The organism is Vibrio sp. JC009, assembly GCF_029016485.1.
In the GTDB taxonomy this organism is placed as follows: Bacteria; Pseudomonadota; Gammaproteobacteria; order Enterobacterales; family Vibrionaceae; genus Vibrio.
In genome coordinates this window covers 2,298,824-2,318,498 of record NZ_CP092106.1, presented here as the reverse complement: position 1 = coordinate 2,318,498, position 19,675 = coordinate 2,298,824, and the positions used below count along the sequence as shown (strand labels likewise).

15 protein-coding genes are annotated in these 19,675 nt (G+C 45.1%); 5 read left to right on the top strand and 10 right to left on the bottom strand.

Features of this window, described 5'->3' with window-relative positions; all coding sequences use genetic code 11:
- Positions 1 to 118: 118 nt before the first annotated feature.
- The gene (gene cysZ / locus L3Q72_RS10260; RefSeq protein ID WP_275129853.1) at positions 119 to 850 is read right to left on the bottom strand and encodes a sulfate transporter CysZ; all 732 of its coding nucleotides are present in this window, start codon (positions 848 to 850) and stop codon (positions 119 to 121) included.
- A 189-nt stretch (positions 851 to 1,039) separates the two neighbouring features.
- Between cysZ and zipA the strand changes: the two genes are divergently transcribed.
- Positions 1,040 to 1,963 (top strand): cell division protein ZipA, encoded by a 924-nt coding sequence (zipA, locus tag L3Q72_RS10255; RefSeq protein WP_275129852.1) that lies wholly within the window; start codon positions 1,040 to 1,042, stop codon positions 1,961 to 1,963.
- Positions 1,964 to 2,025: 62 nt separating this feature from the next.
- Complete coding sequence (ligA, locus tag L3Q72_RS10250; RefSeq protein WP_275129851.1) at positions 2,026 to 4,050, top strand: NAD-dependent DNA ligase LigA; 2,025 nt, start codon at positions 2,026 to 2,028, stop codon at positions 4,048 to 4,050.
- A 302-nt stretch (positions 4,051 to 4,352) separates the two neighbouring features.
- Here ligA and L3Q72_RS10245 read toward each other — a convergent pair whose 3' ends face one another.
- Together L3Q72_RS10245 and L3Q72_RS10240 are read right to left on the bottom strand one after the other, a co-directional pair.
- Positions 4,353 to 5,390 (bottom strand): IS110 family transposase, encoded by a 1,038-nt coding sequence (locus L3Q72_RS10245; RefSeq protein WP_275129398.1) that lies wholly within the window; start codon positions 5,388 to 5,390, stop codon positions 4,353 to 4,355.
- Between the two features lie 347 nt (positions 5,391 to 5,737).
- Complete coding sequence (locus L3Q72_RS10240) at positions 5,738 to 6,760, bottom strand: IS110 family transposase (RefSeq protein WP_275129409.1); 1,023 nt, start codon at positions 6,758 to 6,760, stop codon at positions 5,738 to 5,740.
- A gap of 587 nt (positions 6,761 to 7,347) precedes the next feature.
- On the opposite strand from L3Q72_RS10240, the gene L3Q72_RS10235 reads away from it, so the two are divergent.
- Complete coding sequence (locus tag L3Q72_RS10235; RefSeq protein ID WP_275129850.1) at positions 7,348 to 8,379, top strand: porin; 1,032 nt, start codon at positions 7,348 to 7,350, stop codon at positions 8,377 to 8,379.
- Between the two features lie 171 nt (positions 8,380 to 8,550).
- The gene (gene cueR / locus L3Q72_RS10230) at positions 8,551 to 8,940 is read left to right on the top strand and encodes a Cu(I)-responsive transcriptional regulator (protein WP_275129849.1); all 390 of its coding nucleotides are present in this window, start codon (positions 8,551 to 8,553) and stop codon (positions 8,938 to 8,940) included.
- A gap of 19 nt (positions 8,941 to 8,959) precedes the next feature.
- Here the strand turns inward: cueR and L3Q72_RS10225 are convergent, their stop codons facing one another.
- The 7 genes from L3Q72_RS10225 to ugpC all read right to left on the bottom strand — a co-directional run bounded on the left by L3Q72_RS10225 (position 8,960) and on the right by ugpC (position 16,721).
- A complete protein-coding gene (locus L3Q72_RS10225) occupies positions 8,960 to 9,415 on the bottom strand; it encodes an NfeD family protein (protein WP_275129848.1) in 456 nt (151 codons plus the stop codon).
- A 12-nt stretch (positions 9,416 to 9,427) separates the two neighbouring features.
- Complete coding sequence (locus tag L3Q72_RS10220) at positions 9,428 to 10,348, bottom strand: SPFH domain-containing protein (protein WP_275129847.1); 921 nt, start codon at positions 10,346 to 10,348, stop codon at positions 9,428 to 9,430.
- A gap of 302 nt (positions 10,349 to 10,650) precedes the next feature.
- Positions 10,651 to 11,661 (bottom strand): porin, encoded by a 1,011-nt coding sequence (locus L3Q72_RS10215; RefSeq protein WP_275129846.1) that lies wholly within the window; start codon positions 11,659 to 11,661, stop codon positions 10,651 to 10,653.
- 490 nt (positions 11,662 to 12,151) lie between these two features.
- On the bottom strand, positions 12,152 to 13,696 hold the full coding sequence (locus tag L3Q72_RS10210; protein WP_275129845.1) for an extracellular solute-binding protein: 1,545 nt from the start codon (positions 13,694 to 13,696) through the stop codon (positions 12,152 to 12,154).
- Between the two features lie 53 nt (positions 13,697 to 13,749).
- Entirely contained in the window at positions 13,750 to 14,640 is an 891-nt protein-coding gene (locus tag L3Q72_RS10205; protein WP_275129844.1) for a carbohydrate ABC transporter permease, read from the bottom strand.
- Between the two features lie 12 nt (positions 14,641 to 14,652).
- The gene (locus L3Q72_RS10200) at positions 14,653 to 15,612 is read right to left on the bottom strand and encodes an ABC transporter permease subunit (RefSeq protein ID WP_275129843.1); all 960 of its coding nucleotides are present in this window, start codon (positions 15,610 to 15,612) and stop codon (positions 14,653 to 14,655) included.
- A gap of 14 nt (positions 15,613 to 15,626) precedes the next feature.
- Positions 15,627 to 16,721 (bottom strand): sn-glycerol-3-phosphate ABC transporter ATP-binding protein UgpC, encoded by a 1,095-nt coding sequence (ugpC, locus tag L3Q72_RS10195; protein ID WP_275129842.1) that lies wholly within the window; start codon positions 16,719 to 16,721, stop codon positions 15,627 to 15,629.
- Positions 16,722 to 17,598: 877 nt separating this feature from the next.
- On the opposite strand from ugpC, the gene L3Q72_RS10190 reads away from it, so the two are divergent.
- Positions 17,599 to 19,602 carry a methyl-accepting chemotaxis protein gene (locus L3Q72_RS10190; RefSeq protein WP_275129841.1) on the top strand — a complete coding sequence of 668 codons (2,004 nt, stop codon included), beginning with the start codon at positions 17,599 to 17,601 and terminating at the stop codon, positions 19,600 to 19,602.
- Positions 19,603 to 19,675 lie beyond the last annotated feature (73 nt).

Genomic DNA, 19,675 nt, shown 5'->3' with positions numbered 1-19,675 from the left:
TATTATGGGGCTATGGGGCTATGGGGCTATGGGGCTATGGGGCTATGGGGCTATGGGGCTATGGGGCTATGGGGGCTTCTATCCTTATAGCCCTATAACCCTATAGCCCATAGCCTAATTACTTATAATTCCCCTTAAACTCCTCAACCCACATAGCCGTAGCTCCGCAAACCGCGACCGGCATGACAATCAGGTTAAGAATCGGGATAGCGGTAAATAGCGCGACCATAACGCCAAATCCATATGCTTTCCCCTGCTTGCCTTTCAGGTCATCCCTCATGGCGCGGAACGGGACTTTGTGGTTATCGAAAGGATAGTCACAGTACTGAATGGCCAGAATCCAGGCTGAGAAGATAAACCACAGGAACGGGCCTACGGTCTGGCCCAGTGCCGGGATTAACAGAAGGACAAACAGGCCGATGGCTTTTGGTGCGAAGTACATCAGCTTCTGCCATTCTCTGAGAAGAATGCGTGGGGTGTCTTTTAGCAGCTCGAACACACTGGTATTGCTGTCCAGTTTACCGCACAGCTTTTCTTCTACTTTCTCTGCCAGCAGGCCGTTAAATGGTGCGGCAATAAAGTTTGCTATGGTGCTGAAGAAATAGGAGAAGGTACCAAGAATGGTGATAGTCAGTACCGGCCACAGGATATAAGTGAGCCAGGACAGCCAGTCGGGCATATAGCCTATCCAGGCGTTAATCCACTCGTTAAGGTTGGAAAACAGGTAGAACATAGCGCCGCCCAGCAGCAAAATGTTCGCTAATAGCGGGAAAAACACAAAGCGCCTGATGCCCGGCGTCATTGCAATACTGAATCCCTGAATAAAATATCCGAAACCACTTTGTTTCATTGAAGTTACCTAATCTAAGATTTTTTTACTGTTGGCTATTGTACTTGTCTGAGAAAAGAAAAAAAGCGTGCAAAGAATCAAGTATCTAGAGGTTACTTGGGTATAGAGTTTTGGTAAAGTAACCCGATTGGCTAATGGAATGAATGATTAGCATGTTAAAAAGTGCTCGAATTATATGAGAAATGAATAATGCAGGAATTGCGATTAGTACTCATCTTGGTAGGTGGCCTGGCCATTGTGGCCCTTTTGGTTCATGGCTTGTGGTCCAGCAAGAAGGAAGGGAAGTCAAAGTTTGGTGCAAAGGCACCTGAAGCAGATTTAGATACTCCGCTGCAGAACAATGAGTATGCGAATGATGACTTTGAAGTTATCAGGAAAACTAAGAGCGAACCGAGTTTTGGTGCTGAGCGTTCTTTTGATAGCGATCCGCTGGTGGACCCGCTGGATCAGGATATTGATTTGCCAGACGCTGATGAAGAGTTTGTCCCTCAGGTAAACCTTGATGAGGAGTCGGTAGAAGAGCAGGAAGTGATTTTCTCAAACGGCGATGAAATGATTTCCAGACCAAGGAAAGTGGTTTCAGAGCCAGTAGAGCCGGTTGTAACTGAACAGTATGAAGAGCCTGAGATGGTTGAACAGGATGAGGCAGCAGATCAGGCAGTGCCAGCTCAGGAAGAGCCGGAAGAGCAGCTTGAGGTTATTGTTCTCAATGTTCACAGTGCGCAGGGTCAGGAATTTAAAGGCAGTAAGCTGTTTGACAGCATGGAGCGAAACGGACTCAAATATGGCGAAATGGATATCTTCCATCGTCATAGCGATATGTCGGGCACAGGCAAGGTTCTGTTTAGCGTGGCGAATATGATGCGCCCGGGAACCTTGAAACACGACGACCCTGAGACCTTTACCACGAAAGGCATTTCATTCTTTATGACACTTCCTTGCTATGGTGATCCTGAGCAGAACTTCAAGCTAATGCTGAAAACTGCGCAGCAGATTGCAGATGATATGAGCGGAAACGTGCAGGATGATCAGCGTAATATGATGACACCGGATAAGCTGGATGAATATAAGCTGAAGATTCGTGACTTTAAGGCCCGAAACGCTCAGGCATAAAAATTTAAATGGGCTCCTTCGGGAGCCCTTTGTTTAGTAGTTATTTATACAAGAAACCGAAAATGACAAACTCTGTCGAAGAACAAATCAAGCAACTGAAAGAGCAACTCCATTACCATGGTGTTAAGTATTATGTAGAAGATAGCCCGGAAATTCCTGATGCGGAATACGACCGCATGATGCGCGAGCTGCTTCAACTGGAGAGCGAGCACCCTGAACTGGTGACTCTGGACTCACCAAGCCAGCGCGTTGGAGGAGAGCCTCTTGATGGCTTTACTCAGGTATCCCATGAGATTCCGATGCTTTCACTGGACAACGCCTTCAGTGATGAAGAGCTGGATGCCTTCCAGAAGAGAATGACAGACCGCCTTGCAACGGTGACAGAAATTTCCGCCTACTGCTGCGAGCCAAAACTGGATGGCCTTGCCGTTAGCCTTTTATATGAAAACGGCACTCTGGTTCAGGCGGCAACCCGTGGTGATGGCAGTACCGGTGAAAATATTACGGAAAACGTACGCACCATCAAAGCCATTCCGCTTAAGCTTCAGGGCGAAGGCTGGCCGCAGCGTATTGAAGTCCGTGGTGAGGTATTTATGCCAAAAGCCGGTTTTGATGCTCTGAATGAAAAGGCGCTAAAAACAGGCCAGAAGGTATTTGCTAACCCGAGAAACGCGGCAGCAGGAAGCCTGCGACAGCTTGACTCAAAAATCACAGCGTCACGTCCGCTAAGCTTTTATGCTTACAGCGTTGGTGTGGTTGAAGGGGCAGAGCTGCCTGCCAGTCACTATGATCGTTTCCTGGCTCTGAAAGGGTGGGGCTTGCCTATGTGCCCGGAGACCAGACAGGTCAGCTCACTTGAGGAAGTAAAAGCCTATTACACGGATATCCTGAACCGCCGTGACGACCTGGCTTATGAGATTGATGGTGTGGTGATTAAGGTTGACGATATTGCCATTCAGGAAACACTGGGCTTTGTTGCCAGAGCGCCACGCTGGGCCATCGCTTATAAATTCCCGGCACAGGAAGAGATCACCACGCTTAACGATGTGGAGTTTCAGGTTGGCCGGACCGGCGCAATTACACCGGTCGCCAAGCTTGAACCGGTATTTGTTGGTGGCGTAACCGTAAGTAACGCCACGCTTCATAACGCTGATGAAATTGAAAGGCTGGGTATTAAAATTGGCGATACTGTTGTTATTCGCCGCGCCGGTGATGTGATTCCGCAGGTGACGTCTGTTGTGATGGACCGTCGACCTGATGATGCCAAAGAGATTGTTTTTCCGGAGCACTGCCCGGTTTGTCAGTCAGAGGTTGAGCGTGTTGAAGGCGAAGCGGTTACCCGTTGTAGCGGTGGTCTGGTTTGTCAGGCTCAGCGAAAAGAGGCGCTTAAGCATTTCGTCTCCCGTAAGGCTCTGGATGTCGATGGTCTTGGCGTAAAGGTTATCGAACAGCTGGTGGATAAAGAGATGATCGAGACTCCGGCGGATCTGTTCAAGCTGTCTGCCGGAAGACTGACGGTTCTGGAAAGAATGGGACCAAAGTCTGCGCAGAATGTAGTGGATGCACTGGAGAAGTCTAAACTGACAACCTTGCCTCGTTTCCTCTACTCTCTGGGTATCCGCGAAGTGGGTGAGGCAACAGCTGCAAACCTGGCTCAGCACTTTAAAACGCTGGAGAAAGTCCAGACAGCAACCCAGGATCAACTGATTGAAGTGCCGGATGTTGGCGGTATTGTTGCCAGCCATCTTGTGGCCTTTTTCCATGAAGAGAGAAACCAGAAGGTTATCGCTGATCTTCTGGAGCAGGGAATCAACTGGCCGGAGATCGAAGAAGTATCAGAAGATACGCCTCAGCCTCTGGCAGGAAAAGTGGTTGTTCTGACCGGCTCTCTTTCCCAGATGAGCCGCAATGACGCTAAGGCTGTGCTACAGGCGCTCGGTGCTAAGGTAACCGGAAGTGTGTCCAAGAAGACAGATATTCTGTTTGCAGGCGAAGCCGCCGGTTCAAAGCTGACCAAAGCACAGGATCTGGGTGTAGAAGTCCGTGATGAGCAGGCTCTTGTGGATTTGCTGAATAGTACTCAGTAGTTATTCTTATAAGCGTTAATTTTCGAAGGCTACCATTTGGTAGCCTTTTTTGTACCTCAGGAACCACGCCCTCGTTCCCATGCTTATATGGACTCCCGGGTGTTGTCAAAAAGTTTATTAGAACAGAGGTCAGATGCTTGCTTATATACGGGCTCTAACTGAGGAGCTACCTCGGCCTCTTCGATGTATTCGCACCTTCATGACTTTATCTCCCGCACGGTAGTTTCTACCTGAGCATGGGCCAGTCTCTTGAAGGTTGGTCTTACCTGTTTGTTCTTACGTTCTTTTTGACTAACCTGGTATTAAGCCACAAGTGGTTGTGGCTTATATTCCTCATCACTTTTTATCATGGCAAGAGCCGTTCTCACCGTTTTATTTGCCAAAGCAATAGCTGCAACTTTTTTGCCTCGCCTTGTGGTCAGATCTTTAAGCCATTGCTCTTTTCCTGTCCGGGCTTCTCGTTTTTCCAGTTTACACACAACTGTTAAGGCTCCTCGAAAGAGTGCACTACGCAACATGTTGTGACCACACTTTTTAGCGATAGAACCTATTTTCTGTTTACCACCACTACTGTGTTGAACGGGTGTTAACCCCAGACAAGCTGAAGCTTCTCTACCCTTACTAAAATGCTCTGCCTGGCCTAACGCTACTTTTAATAAAACTGAGCATACTGGGCCAACCCCCTCCAGAGCTTGTAACCGCCTGCACACTTTATCTTGCGCTATTGACTGCTGTAGTTGTTGTGTAAAAGCTTCTACTTGCTCTATCAAATTTATAAACTGCTCATACATCTGACTCAGGCAAGCTCTAAACTGGCCGGTTAATCCGTTATCAGCGTCCTCAAGAACATAAGGAATGGCTTCTCTCAATGCTTTATCACCTTTAGTGATCGGAATGCCAAACTCCAGTAAATAGGAACGCAGTTGATTACTTATACTTACCTTCTGCCTAACCAGTAGATCTCGCATATGAACGATGGATTGCTGACACTGCTCTTCAACGGTTGGTATGCGACAGGATTTTATTTGAGATTGCGTAGCTGCGATAGCAATGGCAATAGCGTCATTGGCATCGGTTTTTTGGCCCTGCCTGAATGCAGCTGCCCGACGTGGGGCAATAGCCTTCACTTCATGCCCTTGCTCTTTAGCATATCGAGCCCAATAGTTGGTTGTACTGCATGACTCCATTGCTACCAGTGTTGCTTTTTCCCTGGCTAAAAATTCCAGCAGTTTCTTACGGCTCATTTCTCGATTAAAAATAATCTTGCCATCGAAATTCATCTTACAGACCTGAAAAACACTCTTTGCAAGGTCAATAGCAATAACGGTAGAATATTTCATGTATGGACTCCTTTTGTAAAAGTTTGGTCGCTTATTACGCTACTCCTGAGGGAGCCGGGAGTCCATACATCTCCAGCGTGGGAATGTATATGGACTCCCCCTGTAACACAAGTAGTTTAAGATAATAAGAGTTTATGCAAGTGCACGTATATTCGGTTTCATCATGGGGCGCTACCCCGAACCTTTATGGCTAAATCCACTAACAAGGCTTCTAATCGCAGTCCAGGCATTTATTGCCTCATTCCCACACAGAGTTTGCCTTGTGTGCTGTGCTAACACTTTATCTTAATTACTTGCTATTACGCTGGTTTGTCGTTTGCTCCAAATTCAGCTTTACCTTATTTCAGTTAAGCTAACTTAAGCTGGTAAGGCTGTTTTGATTTCAATATGGCACACGCCATCCTGACTATCTTATTCGCTAGAGCAATAACGACTTTATTCACATGGTTTCTCTCTAACAGAGAGCGTATCCACTGACTAAGTGGATCAGTTTTATCTTTGACATGACTAACTACAGCTCGGGCACCATGAACGACAAGAGCTCTGAGATAACGATCTCCTCGCTTAGTAATGCCAAGGTTGATATTTCTACCTCCACTTCCTGTATGAGCAGGCACTAATCCAATGCTTGCGCTTGCATCCCTACCACACTTATAAGCCGATGCATTTCCTAACCTGGCATACAAAGCACTGCCTGAAATCCATGAAATACCCGGTAACGAGGCTAAAAGCTTACAATCTTCATTTTGTTTTGCCTGATTGGTAAGAGCTTGAGTGGCATCATCAATTTGGGTATCAAGCGCGAGCAACTGTTCTTTAAGATTATTTAGAATAAACCGAGCAGCATGGGTTAATTCATTTTCAGCATTTTCCAACTCAAACGGTAGCTGTTTTCTGAGCGAATTGATTCCTATGGGAAATTTGATGCCATATTCCATCGCAAGCCCCCGGATACGGTTAGCAAGCTGTGTTCGTTGCTTAATATAACCTTCCCGCAGTCTTAGTAAGCAGGCAAGATCTTGCTGTTCAACAGTTTTAACCGGAACGAAATGAATATCTGTCCGCTGACTGGCTTCATAAATAGCCAAAGCATCATTGGGATCATTTTTATTTCCCGAGCGATACTTAGCGGCGATCTGAGCAGGCACGAGTAAGACTTGATGTCCTGCCTGCTGGAACTTTCGACCCCAATAATGAGCCGTTGCACAAGCTTCCATACAAATAACAGCTTTGGGGTGCTTAGCCACCATTGAAATTAACTTTGATTGAGATACTTTTTGATTAGATGAAAGCTTTCCGTGCTTATTAATTATCGCAACTTGAATAACAGTCTTAGCAAGGTCGATAGAAATAGTGATATTCTTGTTCATGGCATGGGCTCCTTTTTAGTTGACACTCTTACCTTAGCCGATATTTTCGACGAAGGTGAGGGAGTCCATGCCATTGCATACGGAAGCTAAAGGCTTCCACGTAACACACTAAAAAAACAGGAAATAAAGTTAAACAAGGTTAGTGCCTTTAAGTCTGATATGCATTCCCACGGGGACCGTGGGAACGAGAACGTTCAATATCGCATACATTAATTCACATCAAGAAATAACCGGGTCGTTTTCTGATGATAACTCCTCTGCTTTTGTTTTGTTCAGTTTCAATACAGAAAACCTCATCAAATAATAAATCGTTTTAATGTGCTGATATTTAATGATTAATTGAATCTATGTGATTTAGATCTTCATTCTGTAAAAACTTTGCCGGACGTCATATTTTTAAAATTGAAAACTAAAATTCCATTGATAATTTGCGGAGTAAAAATAGTCTGTATGCAAGCCGGTATTTTGTTCCGGTTATAAAAATCAGTAACAGAACTTATTGATTTTAAAAATAATTGCTTTCCTTCTTCGGCGGCCAACTTAAGAGGGGAAGCATTAAAGCAGCTATATATTTTTAGGAGTTATCCATGGAAAAACTTTTTAAACGCACTTTAGTTGGTGCAGCAGTGGCGTCGACAATGATGTTTGGGACTACGGCTTTTGCAAGCGGTGCTGAGACTTCTCAGGTCGGTATCATGTCTGACTTTAATGTTGAAGCATACGGTGTTGCCGCGATTTCTGTTTTCGCTCAGGAAGACGGGACGGGTTATAACTACGATAATGAGTCAAGAATTGGCTTCCGAGCCAGTAAGGATATGCTTGAGGGCGTGAATGTCTTTATGCAGATAGAGTCTGGTTATGTAGGTGAAAATGGCGACGGAGCCACACTTGGTAACCGGGATACCTTTATTGGCTTACAAGGGGATATGGGTAAAGTGCGCTTCGGCCGTATGCTGACACCTTTGTATGAAATTGTTGACTGGCCATACTCTAACCCGGGTCTTGGTCGTGTATTTGACTGGGGTGGGGATGTAAAAGCGCATTATGACCGTAAGGGTGATATTGCACGCTATGACTCTCCGGCATTTGGCGGTTTTAATTTTAACCTTTCAACCGGTCGTGGTGACGTTAGCGTAGATGACTCCAACCACTATGGTGCAGCGGTTCATTACAGCGTTGCGGATGTCATTACACTGCATGGTGGTTATGAGCATAATACAAAACATGACGGTTCCGATATTGACTCGACTACTTATATTGCGGGCTTTGAGTTACCACTACCGGGCGGGTTCGGGCTTGCTGGTGCTTATAAGTATAACGAAGGTGAGTCAAAGCACCTTGCGGGAGAGAAAGGCGAACAAGCGCAGTACTCTATCATTGGTCAGTATTGGAATGGCCCTTGGGGTTTTAAACTAGGCTATGCCTATAATGCCGAGTCCGAAGTTAACGGTACTAAGATGAACGATAAGGATGCTGTTGTTTCCGGTCAGTTGATGTATGTGAAGAACGGTTTTGTTCCATATATTCGAGTTGGTTCTCATAGTGCTTATAATGACGGCACTGCTGGTGCGGATGAAGATAAAATGTTCGTTCGCGTAGGCCTGGAATATGGCTTCTAATCCACACCTTCCATCTTGATTTACTGACGCTGGGCTTTGGCTCAGCGTCATTTTTTGTCTTGTAGTTATACCAAGAAATATGATGATATACTGGCGTAAAAATGCTTCTAAAGAGGAGAGAAAACAGATCGTTGCATGGATTGCACAGCAGTAACGAACTGTTTTACTGTTATGAACATAAGCCAAATCGCCACCCTAACCAACCTTTCCGCCAAATCCATCCGCCTGTACGAAAGCAAGGGCGTGATCACTCCGCCATCGCGTTCTGAAAACGGATACCGGCAGTACGGTGAACAGCATATTGAAGAACTAAAAGTGGTCGCCAGAGCCCGGAGAGCCGGTTTTTCTCTTGAGGAGTGTAAGTCTCTGGTGGAGCTGGCGAATAACAGCAACCGGACCAGTGCTGAGGTTAAACAAAAAGCTGAACATAAGCTGGCGGAGGTTGAGGGGAAAATTGCTGAGCTTATGGAGATCAAAGCTCAGCTTGAAAACTGGATTCAGGCTTGCCCTGGTGATCAGAACTCAGCCTGCCCGATTATGGATGACCTGAAAAAATCCTGACTGAAAGTACGAGGAAGGCTTACCCTTCTTCAGGTTCGACGGTCAGAATAATGCCATCCACATCCGTTACTTTAACTAATGTCCCGGCTGGAAGATCCTGATGGCATTTAGCGGACCAGGTGGTATCACCGATACGGATGCGGAAATTCCCTCTTTGAACACCTTCGTCAATACGGGTTGTTTTTCCGATCAGCTGCTTTTCTCTCTGATTCAGGGTACTTTCTTGCTCGGAAGAGCGATCCTTTTTATGCTGATAGCGCCACCAAAGCCAGGTGGTGACCAGAGAAAAACAGGCAAAAGAGGTCCATTGCAGTTGCCAGCTAATGGGTAACAGCGCAAGGATCAAACCTACCAGTACCGCTGAAATGCCCAGCCATAAAAAGTATCCGGCGGTGCCTAAAAGTTCACCGGATAGCAGAAGTAAGCCAAACGCTATCCAGTGCCAGTGATTCACTTGTTCCAGTAGTTCTATCAAATCTTTGTCCTGTTATTTTTTCTGGTTTTGCTGTTGAAACATTTCAGCGATACCGGCAATGGAACCCATCAGACCTGAAGCCTCAAGCGGCAGCATAATGATTTTACCGTTTTCAGCCTGACCAATGGTTTTCAGCGCTTCGGTATAACCCTGAGCGATAAAGTAGTTTACGGCCTGCATATCACCCTGCGCAATAGCGTTAGATACCATTTCCGTCGCTTTTGCTTCTGCTTCTGCCTGTCGCTCTCGAGCTTCAGCCTGCAGTATTGCCGCTTGCTTGTCACCTTCAGCTTTCAGAATTTCAGACTGTTTCTGACCTTCGGCGCGCAGGATTTCTGCCTGGCGGATACCTTCTGCCTCAAGTACTTCAGCACGCTTGTTTCGCTCGGCTTTCATCTGCGCATTCATGGCTGCTGTCAGGTCTGTCGGTGGCTGAACATCTTTGATTTCAATACGGGTGACCTTAACGCCCCAAGGGTTTGTCGCTTCGTCCACAATGGAAAGCAGCTTGGTATTTATCATATCGCGCTGGCTCAGCATTTCATCCAGTTCCATTGAGCCAAGTACGGTACGGATATTTGTCAGGGTCAGGTTCCGGATGGCGTGCTCCAGGTCGTTAACTTCGTAAGCCGCTTTGGCTGCGTCAATTACCTGGACAAAACAGACGGCATCAATAACCACATTGGCGTTATCTTTTGAAATCACCTCCTGAGCCGGGATATCCAGTACGCGCTCCATCATATTAATTTTGGAGCCGATACGGTCAATAAAGGGCATGATAAGGTTAAGGCCTGGCTTTAGCGTGTGTGTGTATCGGCCAAAGCGTTCAACTGTCCAGTTGTTGCCCTGAGGTACGGTTTTTACACCCGCTGCGATAAAGACAACTACAACAAAAATAAAAATCCCAATCGTAACCAACAGATCAATGTCCATGTTCTTTCCTTTTTAATTTATTGATATTTCGTAAATTTATACGGGTGGAAATTCTGTCTTAGCTTTTAAGTATTAGCAAAAAATAGCGGTTTAGCGAAATTATATATTGGAGCTGTGTAGCATTTTTGACCGGGATTTTATTTTTCGGGCCCCGGATAGAACAAAGGCCTGGCAGAAATACCAGGCCTTTGTCAGCGGTTAAAATAGCGCTGTGAGCAAGGGCGCTATTTTATTGAGACTGTAGGCTGATTTTGTTAGGCAGTGGGAGGAAAATCAGATCAACAGCCTCAATTTTTAGCAGATTAGAAGTCTAAAGATACACCAGCTAGCAGACCTAGCTGATCTGAATCTTCATCGTATACTTCTGCGTATACATCAAGGTTCTTTCTGATGTTATAGTTTGCGTTTACGTACCAGGTAGTCACATCTTCGCTGTAGTTTTCATTACCTGAATCTGGCGACGCGATACCGACACCTGCACCAACGGATACCTTGCTGTTCAGTTTGTACTTAGCCGCAATATCCCAGCCAGTCGCTTCGTTGTTTACACTGTCACCTTTCTCTTTTGCCAGGTAGTTTTCACCGAATACATAAGAAGCACCTAAATAAAGATTTTCGATACCCTTATATTCTACCTGAACGCCGTAAGAAGCGTATTTACCGTCGTCATAGTAATCTTGTACAGAGTAAGTCGCACCGGCCCAGAAATCTGAAAGCAGCTCAGCTTCAGCAAAGATGTCGTAGCCTGTTTCTTCATCTCCGTCATCGTTGTTGTCGCTATCTGCATCTAAAGCCAGGTCGTGAGACATAGAAACAAAGTAGCCATCACCTTTGAAGCTTGCATAGATTACTTCTTTTGAACCACCACGCTCAGAGTCATCAGGGTTCAGAACCATTTCTGTTGCTGTTTTAGCATCCAGGTTTTGACGAACCGCAAAATCATCAACAGCGTAGTCCATGTCACCGTACTTCACCAGCCAGCCGTCTTTCTTAGCTCCGATGTAGTGATCTTTTAGAAAGTCCTTACTGTCACTCTCTTCTTCAGTCAGGCTGGCAAACTCAAATGCATAGTAGCCAAACAACTCAACACCATTCTCCAGTTTGTAACCCGCTGAAACTTCCAGATCGACGTTATCGGTTTTTGAATCAATTTCATCACCGTCATCAACATCACGAGTAAGTTCAAACGCTACTTCACCTGTCAGCTTAATATAAGCATCGTCGGTTTCGTAAACAGTTACTGCATTGGCGCTACCAGCTGCTAATACGCCTGCAATTGCCAGAGAAATAGGAGTAAGAAGTGTCTTTTTCATTATCGTTCCCTTTTGTATTATTAAATTATCAGTGCAGGGAAACAATAGCATCAGATGTATAACTGTGCAAATTAGGTTAATTATAAACATTACGGGTTTAAATGATTGATATATAAAGATTTCAATGTTTGCGCGTATTTAAGTTGTGATCTTTGTCAATATTTTTATTGTGATATTGTATGGAAATATTAGTATTAATTTTTGTTGCTGTGATATTAATCACGCAAATATTTTTGCTGAAATAACATCGATGAAGTGAATGTGCTCAGGTGACAGTTATTTGCAGTTCGCATAGCAGGTTCGGGTAACCGGAGAAGTAGCGATAAGAGGTGCCTCAGACCCCGCAAGAAGGCTTGTAAGCTTGCTTAGCTGAACTGGTGGTAGAGATAGCGGAAACAGGAGAGAAATTGGCTTATCGGCTGGTATTGTGTTGTGTGCAGACAAAAAAGCCCCGCAATTGCGAGGCTTTGAGTCAGGTTAAGGTCAGAGCCTATTTGTATGCACGCTCGTAAGCGCTCTGATAAGCTTTAACGACTTTCTGGAAGCCCATACGTTTGATTTGAGCCTGGTACTTATCCCAGTCTTCATCAACGTCACGAGAGCCCAGAATCCATGCTTGTTGCATTTCCAGCATATAGTCTTTGATTGTTACCCAGTGCTTGTCGTATACCGCCTTCTCTTCCTGATTCATTGACGCACCCAGGAAAGAGTCAACCAGGTAATCACCTGTATCGTACAGTGCGATACCTTCCAGTGCCGTTGCGTTTGACCAGGCTTTCTCGTATTCGAAGTCCTGGTAGAAACCACGCTCGATCTGAGCACCAATGGCACGCATCTGGTTGTTTACTGCGTTATCTGAGTTCAGAACCTCTGGTTTAAACACAGGCTTACCATCAACTACATCGTGGTGTACGCCTTCAACACCGAAGTTAGCCAGGTTACGTCCCTTCGGAGTGAAGAAGAAATCAAAGTACTTAATGGTTTCAATCGCGTGTTCGTTAGTGTAAGAGATAGCCCAGCCAGCAGTCTTCACAGGAGCACGGCGGTGTTCTTCAAAACGTTTACCGGTTGAACCTTCCGGTGGCAGCATTGCTTTAAACGAGATGCCCGGTACTTTGTCTGCCATTGAATCGTTGTAGCTTGATGTTGAGGCAAACCAGTCGTGCGTTGCACCGCCAATGTTGTTTGACAACATGTACTCACGGGAACGGCTGCCGCGGGTGAATACTTCAGCGTCAATCAGCCCCTCTTTATACCACTTGGCAAGGTTACGAATACCGTCACGGTATGCATCTTCTGTGTAACCGTGGCTGATTTTGCCATTGTTCACGTAGAAGTCGTGGAAAGTATCGTTACCGGACTGACGGCCACCCCAAAGTGTAATTAAGCGGGATACCTCTTCCCAATGACGCGCGAAGAATGGAATTTCATCTTTCTTGCCGTTACCGTTTGGATCGCGGTCGCGGAATGCTTTCAGAACTTCATAGTACTCATCTACGGTTTCTGGTGCTTCTAATCCCAGCTTTTGTAGCCAGTCGTAACGGATAAAGTAAGCACGGCCATATTTGCCGTCTGGCAGATAAGGAATGTAGTAAACATTGCCATCGTATGACTTGATTGAGTTCCAGATCTCCGGATGCGCATCAAAGAACTTTTTGATGTTTGGTGCATGTTCCGCAATCAGGTCATTCAGCGGTATAAACGCGCCTTCCGGGCCATACTGGTTTACCTTATCTTTGATAGCAGAACCACCAACGACATCCGGCAGATCACCCGATGCGATTAGCAGGTTAAATGCTTCCTCACTTTTGGTTGTTGCCATTGAAGCGACGTTGTTCAGTTTTACGTTAGTCAAACGTGCCGCTTCTTTCTCTACCGGCCAGTCATTGTTGTACACATATTTTTTTGTGTGCAGGTGGATATCCAGTTCCAGGGGCTTGTCAGAGACTTTGTAAGATTCTTCAGCCATAGCTGGAACCACACCAAGTGCAGAGCTGGCAACAAGTACAGATAATAGAGTCTTTACTGTTTTCATCGTTATTCCTTTGTTCCGTTATTATTTTATGTAAATCATTTAAAGGGGCGTTGTTATTCCTTAACGCCACCTAGCATGATGCCTTTGTTGAAGTATTTCTGAATCCATGGGTAAACCAGAAGTACAGGGATAATTGAGCAAACCATGATTGCTGAACTTACCGTTTCGAATGAGTATGCAGACTCAACAAGTGTTGCTGTAAACTCTTCGTCATCAGTCAGCGAAGTAATGATTTGTCGTAAATATACCTGGAGTGGGATTTTGCTTTCGTCACGCAGCAATACCATCGCCCAGAAGAAGCCGTTCCAGCGAGCCACAATACAGAACAGAGTGACCGTAGCGATTGCTGGTTTCGCCAGAGGTACAAACACTTTCCACAATACCTGGAAGTCATTTGCTCCATCCATGCGTGCCGCTTCTTCAAATGAGCCTGGTACAGCTTCAAAGAAGTTACGTAACAGAATGATGTTAAACGCATTACATGCAAAACCTATGATGATACCGAAGTAGCTATCAAGCAGGCCTAAATCACGCATGTTCAGGAAGAACGGAATCATACCTGCGTTAAACCACATGGTGAATGCAATCAGCATGTTCCAGTACTTACGTCCCATTAGCTGTGGACGAGATAGCGCATACGCACCCGGAATGATGATTAGCAAGCTGGTTAATGTACCGCCCACCGTATAGATAAAGGTGTTTTTGTATGAGTTCCAGAATGCAGGATCTGACAATACCATGTCATAAGCTGCAAGTGTCATGTCAACAGGCGTAAATACAACGTTACCTGCGGTTACTGCGTCGCCCGAACTCATCGATAGAGACGCAACATAGATAAATGGATATAAAGCACTGATGGTGAACATACCCACCAGGAACATATTCATAATCACGAAAGCTTTGTCACCACGTGAATACAAGTTCATATTTGCTGTAGCACTCATGTTACTTACTCCTTACCACAGTGATGTTCTTGAAACGCGCTTACTGATCGTATTCGCGGTGATAACTAACAGGAAGGCAATAACAGCGTTGAACAGACCAGCAGCGGCTGCTAAGTCATATTGTGCTGCCTGGATACCCTGTCGGTAGATGAAGGTACTGATTACATCCGCTGTTTCGTAAGTTGCCGGCTGGTAAAGCATAATGATCATTTCGAAGCCGACTTCCAGGATGTTACCGATTCGGATAATCAGCATGATCAGAATGGTTGGCAGAATACATGGCAACGTAATTCTCCACATCATTTGCCAGCGTGACGCTCCGTCAACTACTGCAGATTCGTATAGTGACGGGCTGACACCTGCTATCGCTGCCAGGAATACAATCGAACTGAAGCCTGCTTCCTGCCAGATACCGGTACCAACAAAGATGGTTCTGAACCACTCTGGTTTGGTCAGGAAGTACACCGAGTCGTAACCCAGGGCGTTTAAGAACAGATTGATAACACCCGTTGATGGCGCGAAGGCGGTGATAACAATACCGGCGATGATAACCGCAGAGATAAAGTGCGGAAGATAAACGATAGTCTGAGCGACACGCTTAAATTTCGCGTTCAGGATCTCGTTGAACATCAGCGCCAGGATAATCGGAACAGGGAAGCCGAAGATTAGGCTGGCACCACTGATCATCACTGTGTTTTTGATTGAGCGAATAAAGGCATCATTCTCAAACAGAGTAACAAAGTGCTCAAAGCCAACCCAGGGGCTGCTCGTGATACCACGGAACACACTGTAGTCTTTAAATGCAATCTGTAGCCCGTACATTGGCTTGTAAAGAAACAGCAAGAACCAGATAACCGTTGGGGCTAACAGCAGATAGATCTGCCAGTCTCGTTTTATGCGTTCTACAAACAGCGTCACTTTTTTTGAAAGTGCCGAAGGTTGCGAAACCGCTGTAGGTTGAATATTGTCCATAATGCAGCTCTCGGTTAGTGGCTATTAGAAACAGCTAAAGCCTGAGTCGTTTTCTTATCGAAAACCGTGATGGCTTCTTTACGGAAATAAAGCGTGTCGATATTTTCCAGATGGTCAATGCGACCATGAGTTTCTGCTTTGATCACGAAAGGCTTGCCATTAAAGTGGCAGTGCAGTAGTGCTTCTGAGCCCAGTGTTTCTACCAGCTCAATCTTCACTTTAATCGCACTGGCGTCTTCAACAGGTTCAAGGTCAATGTATTCAGGGCGAATGCCAATGATCACCTCTTCACCATCGTTAAGCAGGTCAATCTTAGGCAGTTCAGCACGGTTACCATCAAATTCCGCAAACAGACCCTTTTCAGAAAGCGAAACTTTTGCATCGATAAGGTTCATTGGAGGCGAGCCGATGAAGGTTGCAACAAATGTATTTGCCGGGCTGTTAAACAGTTCCATTGGCGTACCCACTTGTTCGATACGACCATTGCTCATTACAACAATGCGGTCAGCAAGTGTCATCGCTTCAACCTGATCGTGGGTAACGTAAACACTGGTTACACCAAGACGAGAGTGAAGACGTTTAATTTCAGCACGCATCTGAGTACGGAGCTTTGCATCGAGGTTAGACAGAGGTTCATCAAACAGGAATACTTTCGGGTGGCGAACAATCGCACGCCCCATAGCAACACGCTGACGCTGACCACCAGAAAGGTCTGCAGGGCGACGCTCCAGTAAAGGAGTCAGTTCCAGGATCTCGGCTACCTCTTCCACAAGGCGTGAGATTTCGTAGCGGTCAACTTTACGAATACGAAGACCAAAGGCGATGTTTTCATAAACGCTTAGGTGAGGGTAAAGAGCGTAGTTTTGGAACACCATTGCAACGTCACGATCTTTCGGAGCAATGTTGTTCACCACACGGTTATCAATAGAAACTTCCCCACCTGAAATTTCTTCCAGACCAGCTAGCATGCGTAGAGTAGTTGATTTACCACATCCTGAAGGACCAACTAATACAACAAATTCCTGAGGTTTAACCTCTAAGTTAATACCATGCACAACGGTCATGTCACCATAACTTTTCACGATACTTTCTAACTTAACACCCGACATATGAACTCCATTGTGTCAAAGATTTTGGGAGGCTTTGCCATACATATATTGTATGACAATAAGATTATATGGCTAATTGAAGCACGCTAAGGGGAAAAGTAAATATTTGTATGTCGCTAATTTGAACTAGGTCATTATTCGAGACTATAAAACCCTGCTTATGTGCTTGCGATCAAACTTTTTCGATATCATCTTTATATAAAAGCATTAATAGCAAAATATCTATATATCAATGGGTTATGGTTATTTTGTGTAAAATGGACACAAAATTGGTGTGAATAAAGTAATTCTGGAAAATTAATGTGAGCTATGCTGAATTCAGGTGGAAATGGCTGAAATATTGAGTAGCAAGGTAGCGTAAAATGAACTACGCACTCAGGATTGTTGGTATTTTAGTATTATTAATTAAAGGCTATCTCTCGCAACATGCTTCTTTCGCAACAAAGTTAGTACTGTTCCAACTATAAAGAACATGATTGGCAACCTCTCTCTCCTGAATAAATGTAACGTCATAGATAGAGCTCTGAGCTTTTTTTTGACTTTCAGATAATACAATAAGTCATTAGATTTAAGGGTGGCGAACCCGCACCTGAATGTGATCTGCTTAACTAACGAGCTTTTGTTGCTGAAATAAAATCACAATTTTGCCACCTGGAGCACATTAAATGTCCGGTTTTCTTCTGGTCACGCATTGCATTAGCACATAAAATCCTAGCTATAATGTAATTTATTAATACATTATAGTTTTTTAGATTTACCTGATATCGTGGATTTTGGTTTCTGTATCCCTCTGTACACAAGCATAAATTGGTTTTATTTGTAATACGATAGTCTCGATATTCAGTGTTCAATGTAATAAAAAATAAGGATAGTAGCTGTGAAAATAACCCTTATCCAACGCATTGTGATCGGCTTTATGCTAGTTACCGTTTGTGCAGTTACACTGAGCCTCAGTGCCTCCATGTCTCAGTCCAATATGGAAGAGCAACTGGAACTTAGTGCATCAACTTATACGCACCTTCTCGACCAAAGTTTAGAACTGAGCTCTGAACTGCAAAGTATTAACCGCTTAACCTTGCTGCATGCTAACGAACGCGATGAAGAGAGACGCACTTATTTCGCTGATCAGATATCTGACGCGATAGACTTGTATCAGGCAGGCTACGACCACTTGTTTCAGCAAACGGAAAACTTCCCGGAACTAAGGTCTAAGCTGCAAGACATTGACGCTCAGATAAGCCGGGTCATCCTGCTGGCGAACCAGCATGTTTTGCTACATGATAAGCGCTTGATTGCTCAACAGCTTGCGGCAAAAGAGCTCACCGGTTTTATGGAAGTGTGGGAGTACTTTAATTCCAGCATTGAAGATGTTATAGCGCAAGCAAAACTGGGTGAAGGAAAGTCCGTGGCCTGGACAATGCAGTTTGTGCAAAAGGAGTCCAATGTTCTGGCTAATTATCTTACGGAATTGCTTGGCGTTACCCGGTTAGACAAACTGAATACAATAGATGAAGCACTCACGAAAGGGTTTACGCAAGTATCCCAAAAAGTGGCCCGGGTTTATGATAAATACCCGGCAGGCAAAGAGAGCCTGGAGTCCTATTTTTCTGAGCTGGAGCAGCAGATCACGGATAAGAGCAAGCTGTTAAATCAGCACAAGCTATATATTAGCAGCAATCAACGCAGTACCGAGATGTTGGCTCAACAAGCATCCATTGTTGCTGACTCCATGGAGCTTACCGCTTCAATGGTCTCCACAATACGAGAAAAAGCTGCGCTCGCATTGCAGGAAGCCAGAGCTTCCAATGCCAATTCATCATTATTGAACCGATCCCTGCTACTGGCAACTATCGTTATCGCATTAGTGGTGACATTCAGTATGGTTCGGGCTATCCGCCAGCCACTCAGCGAAATTAAGCGAGCGTTAGGCAAGCTTGCAGCAGGGGATTTAAGTTACCTTATTCAAAAGGAATTTAAGTCGGAATTTGGTGAAATATCTCAGAGCATTAACCAGCTCGCGATCAAGCTAAAAAACGTTGTTGAGGAGATTAAGTTCACCGATGACAGGGTGAATAACGTGGCATTGCAGGGGCTGGAGCAAGGCAAATCGATAGCCGAGAAAATCGAAACCCAACAAATCCGTACTCAGACAATCGCGACGGCGGTGACTCAGATGGAACAATCGGTCAATCAGGCGGCCAAAAATGCGGATGATTCCAGTGAAGCGATAGGAAGTGTTGTCAGTTTAGCGTCAGGCAATATGCAGAATATGCAAAGCAACGTTGAGTCAGTGACTCAGTTACAGACTTCGCTGGCGCAAGCCAGTAAAGTAATTGAAGAGCTGTCTGCACAATCGCGGGAAATTGATACCATTTTGATGGTGATCCAGTCGATTAGTGAGCAGACTAACCTGCTTGCTCTCAATGCAGCGATTGAGGCTGCACGCGCAGGGGAACATGGACGCGGGTTTGCGGTTGTTGCTGACGAAGTCCGTTCTTTAGCCACGCGTACTCAGGACTCTGCAAATGAGATCAGTATTATGATTGAAAGCCTGCAGTCAAAATCAAAAGATGCGGTTGGGATAGTGCAAACCAATGTTGAGCAAGCGGGAGACTCTGTTGAACTTATCAACGTCAGTCATGACTCTCTGGCGGAAATGGTCGACAAATTATACATTATTGATGAGATGAGCCGTTCCATTGCCCAGACCTCTATCGAGCAGGATTCTGTAACCAAAGAGGTCACCAGTAATATTGTTCAAATCTCTGAGGTTGCCTCTAACATCGCAGACAGTACCCGCATTTCAACGCAAAACAGCCAGTCATTGCGTGACCTTTCTGTTACCCAATCGGAACTTATTTCACAATTCAAGCTTGCATAGAAGGCTTATTACGCTCTTTCTCAGGCATTCGATATAAAAAACCGGGGCGTCAGTTGCCCCGGTTTTTTTAAAC

Bases quoted from the DNA above. Each gene is read 5' to 3' on its own strand.
- cysZ (WP_275129853.1), bottom strand. From the start codon at position 850: ATGAAACAAAGTGGTTTCGGATATTTTATTCAGGGATTCAGTATTGCA.
- zipA (WP_275129852.1), top strand. From the start codon at position 1,040: ATGCAGGAATTGCGATTAGTACTCATCTTGGTAGGTGGCCTGGCCATT.
- ligA (WP_275129851.1), top strand. From the start codon at position 2,026: ATGACAAACTCTGTCGAAGAACAAATCAAGCAACTGAAAGAGCAACTC.
- L3Q72_RS10245 (WP_275129398.1), bottom strand. From the start codon at position 5,390: ATGAAATATTCTACCGTTATTGCTATTGACCTTGCAAAGAGTGTTTTT.
- L3Q72_RS10240 (WP_275129409.1), bottom strand. From the start codon at position 6,760: ATGAACAAGAATATCACTATTTCTATCGACCTTGCTAAGACTGTTATT.
- L3Q72_RS10235 (WP_275129850.1), top strand. From the start codon at position 7,348: ATGGAAAAACTTTTTAAACGCACTTTAGTTGGTGCAGCAGTGGCGTCG.
- cueR (WP_275129849.1), top strand. From the start codon at position 8,551: ATGAACATAAGCCAAATCGCCACCCTAACCAACCTTTCCGCCAAATCC.
- L3Q72_RS10220 (WP_275129847.1), bottom strand. From the start codon at position 10,348: ATGGACATTGATCTGTTGGTTACGATTGGGATTTTTATTTTTGTTGTA.
- L3Q72_RS10215 (WP_275129846.1), bottom strand. From the start codon at position 11,661: ATGAAAAAGACACTTCTTACTCCTATTTCTCTGGCAATTGCAGGCGTA.
- L3Q72_RS10210 (WP_275129845.1), bottom strand. From the start codon at position 13,696: ATGAAAACAGTAAAGACTCTATTATCTGTACTTGTTGCCAGCTCTGCA.
- L3Q72_RS10205 (WP_275129844.1), bottom strand. From the start codon at position 14,640: ATGAGTGCTACAGCAAATATGAACTTGTATTCACGTGGTGACAAAGCT.
- L3Q72_RS10200 (WP_275129843.1), bottom strand. From the start codon at position 15,612: ATGGACAATATTCAACCTACAGCGGTTTCGCAACCTTCGGCACTTTCA.
- ugpC (WP_275129842.1), bottom strand. From the start codon at position 16,721: ATGTCGGGTGTTAAGTTAGAAAGTATCGTGAAAAGTTATGGTGACATG.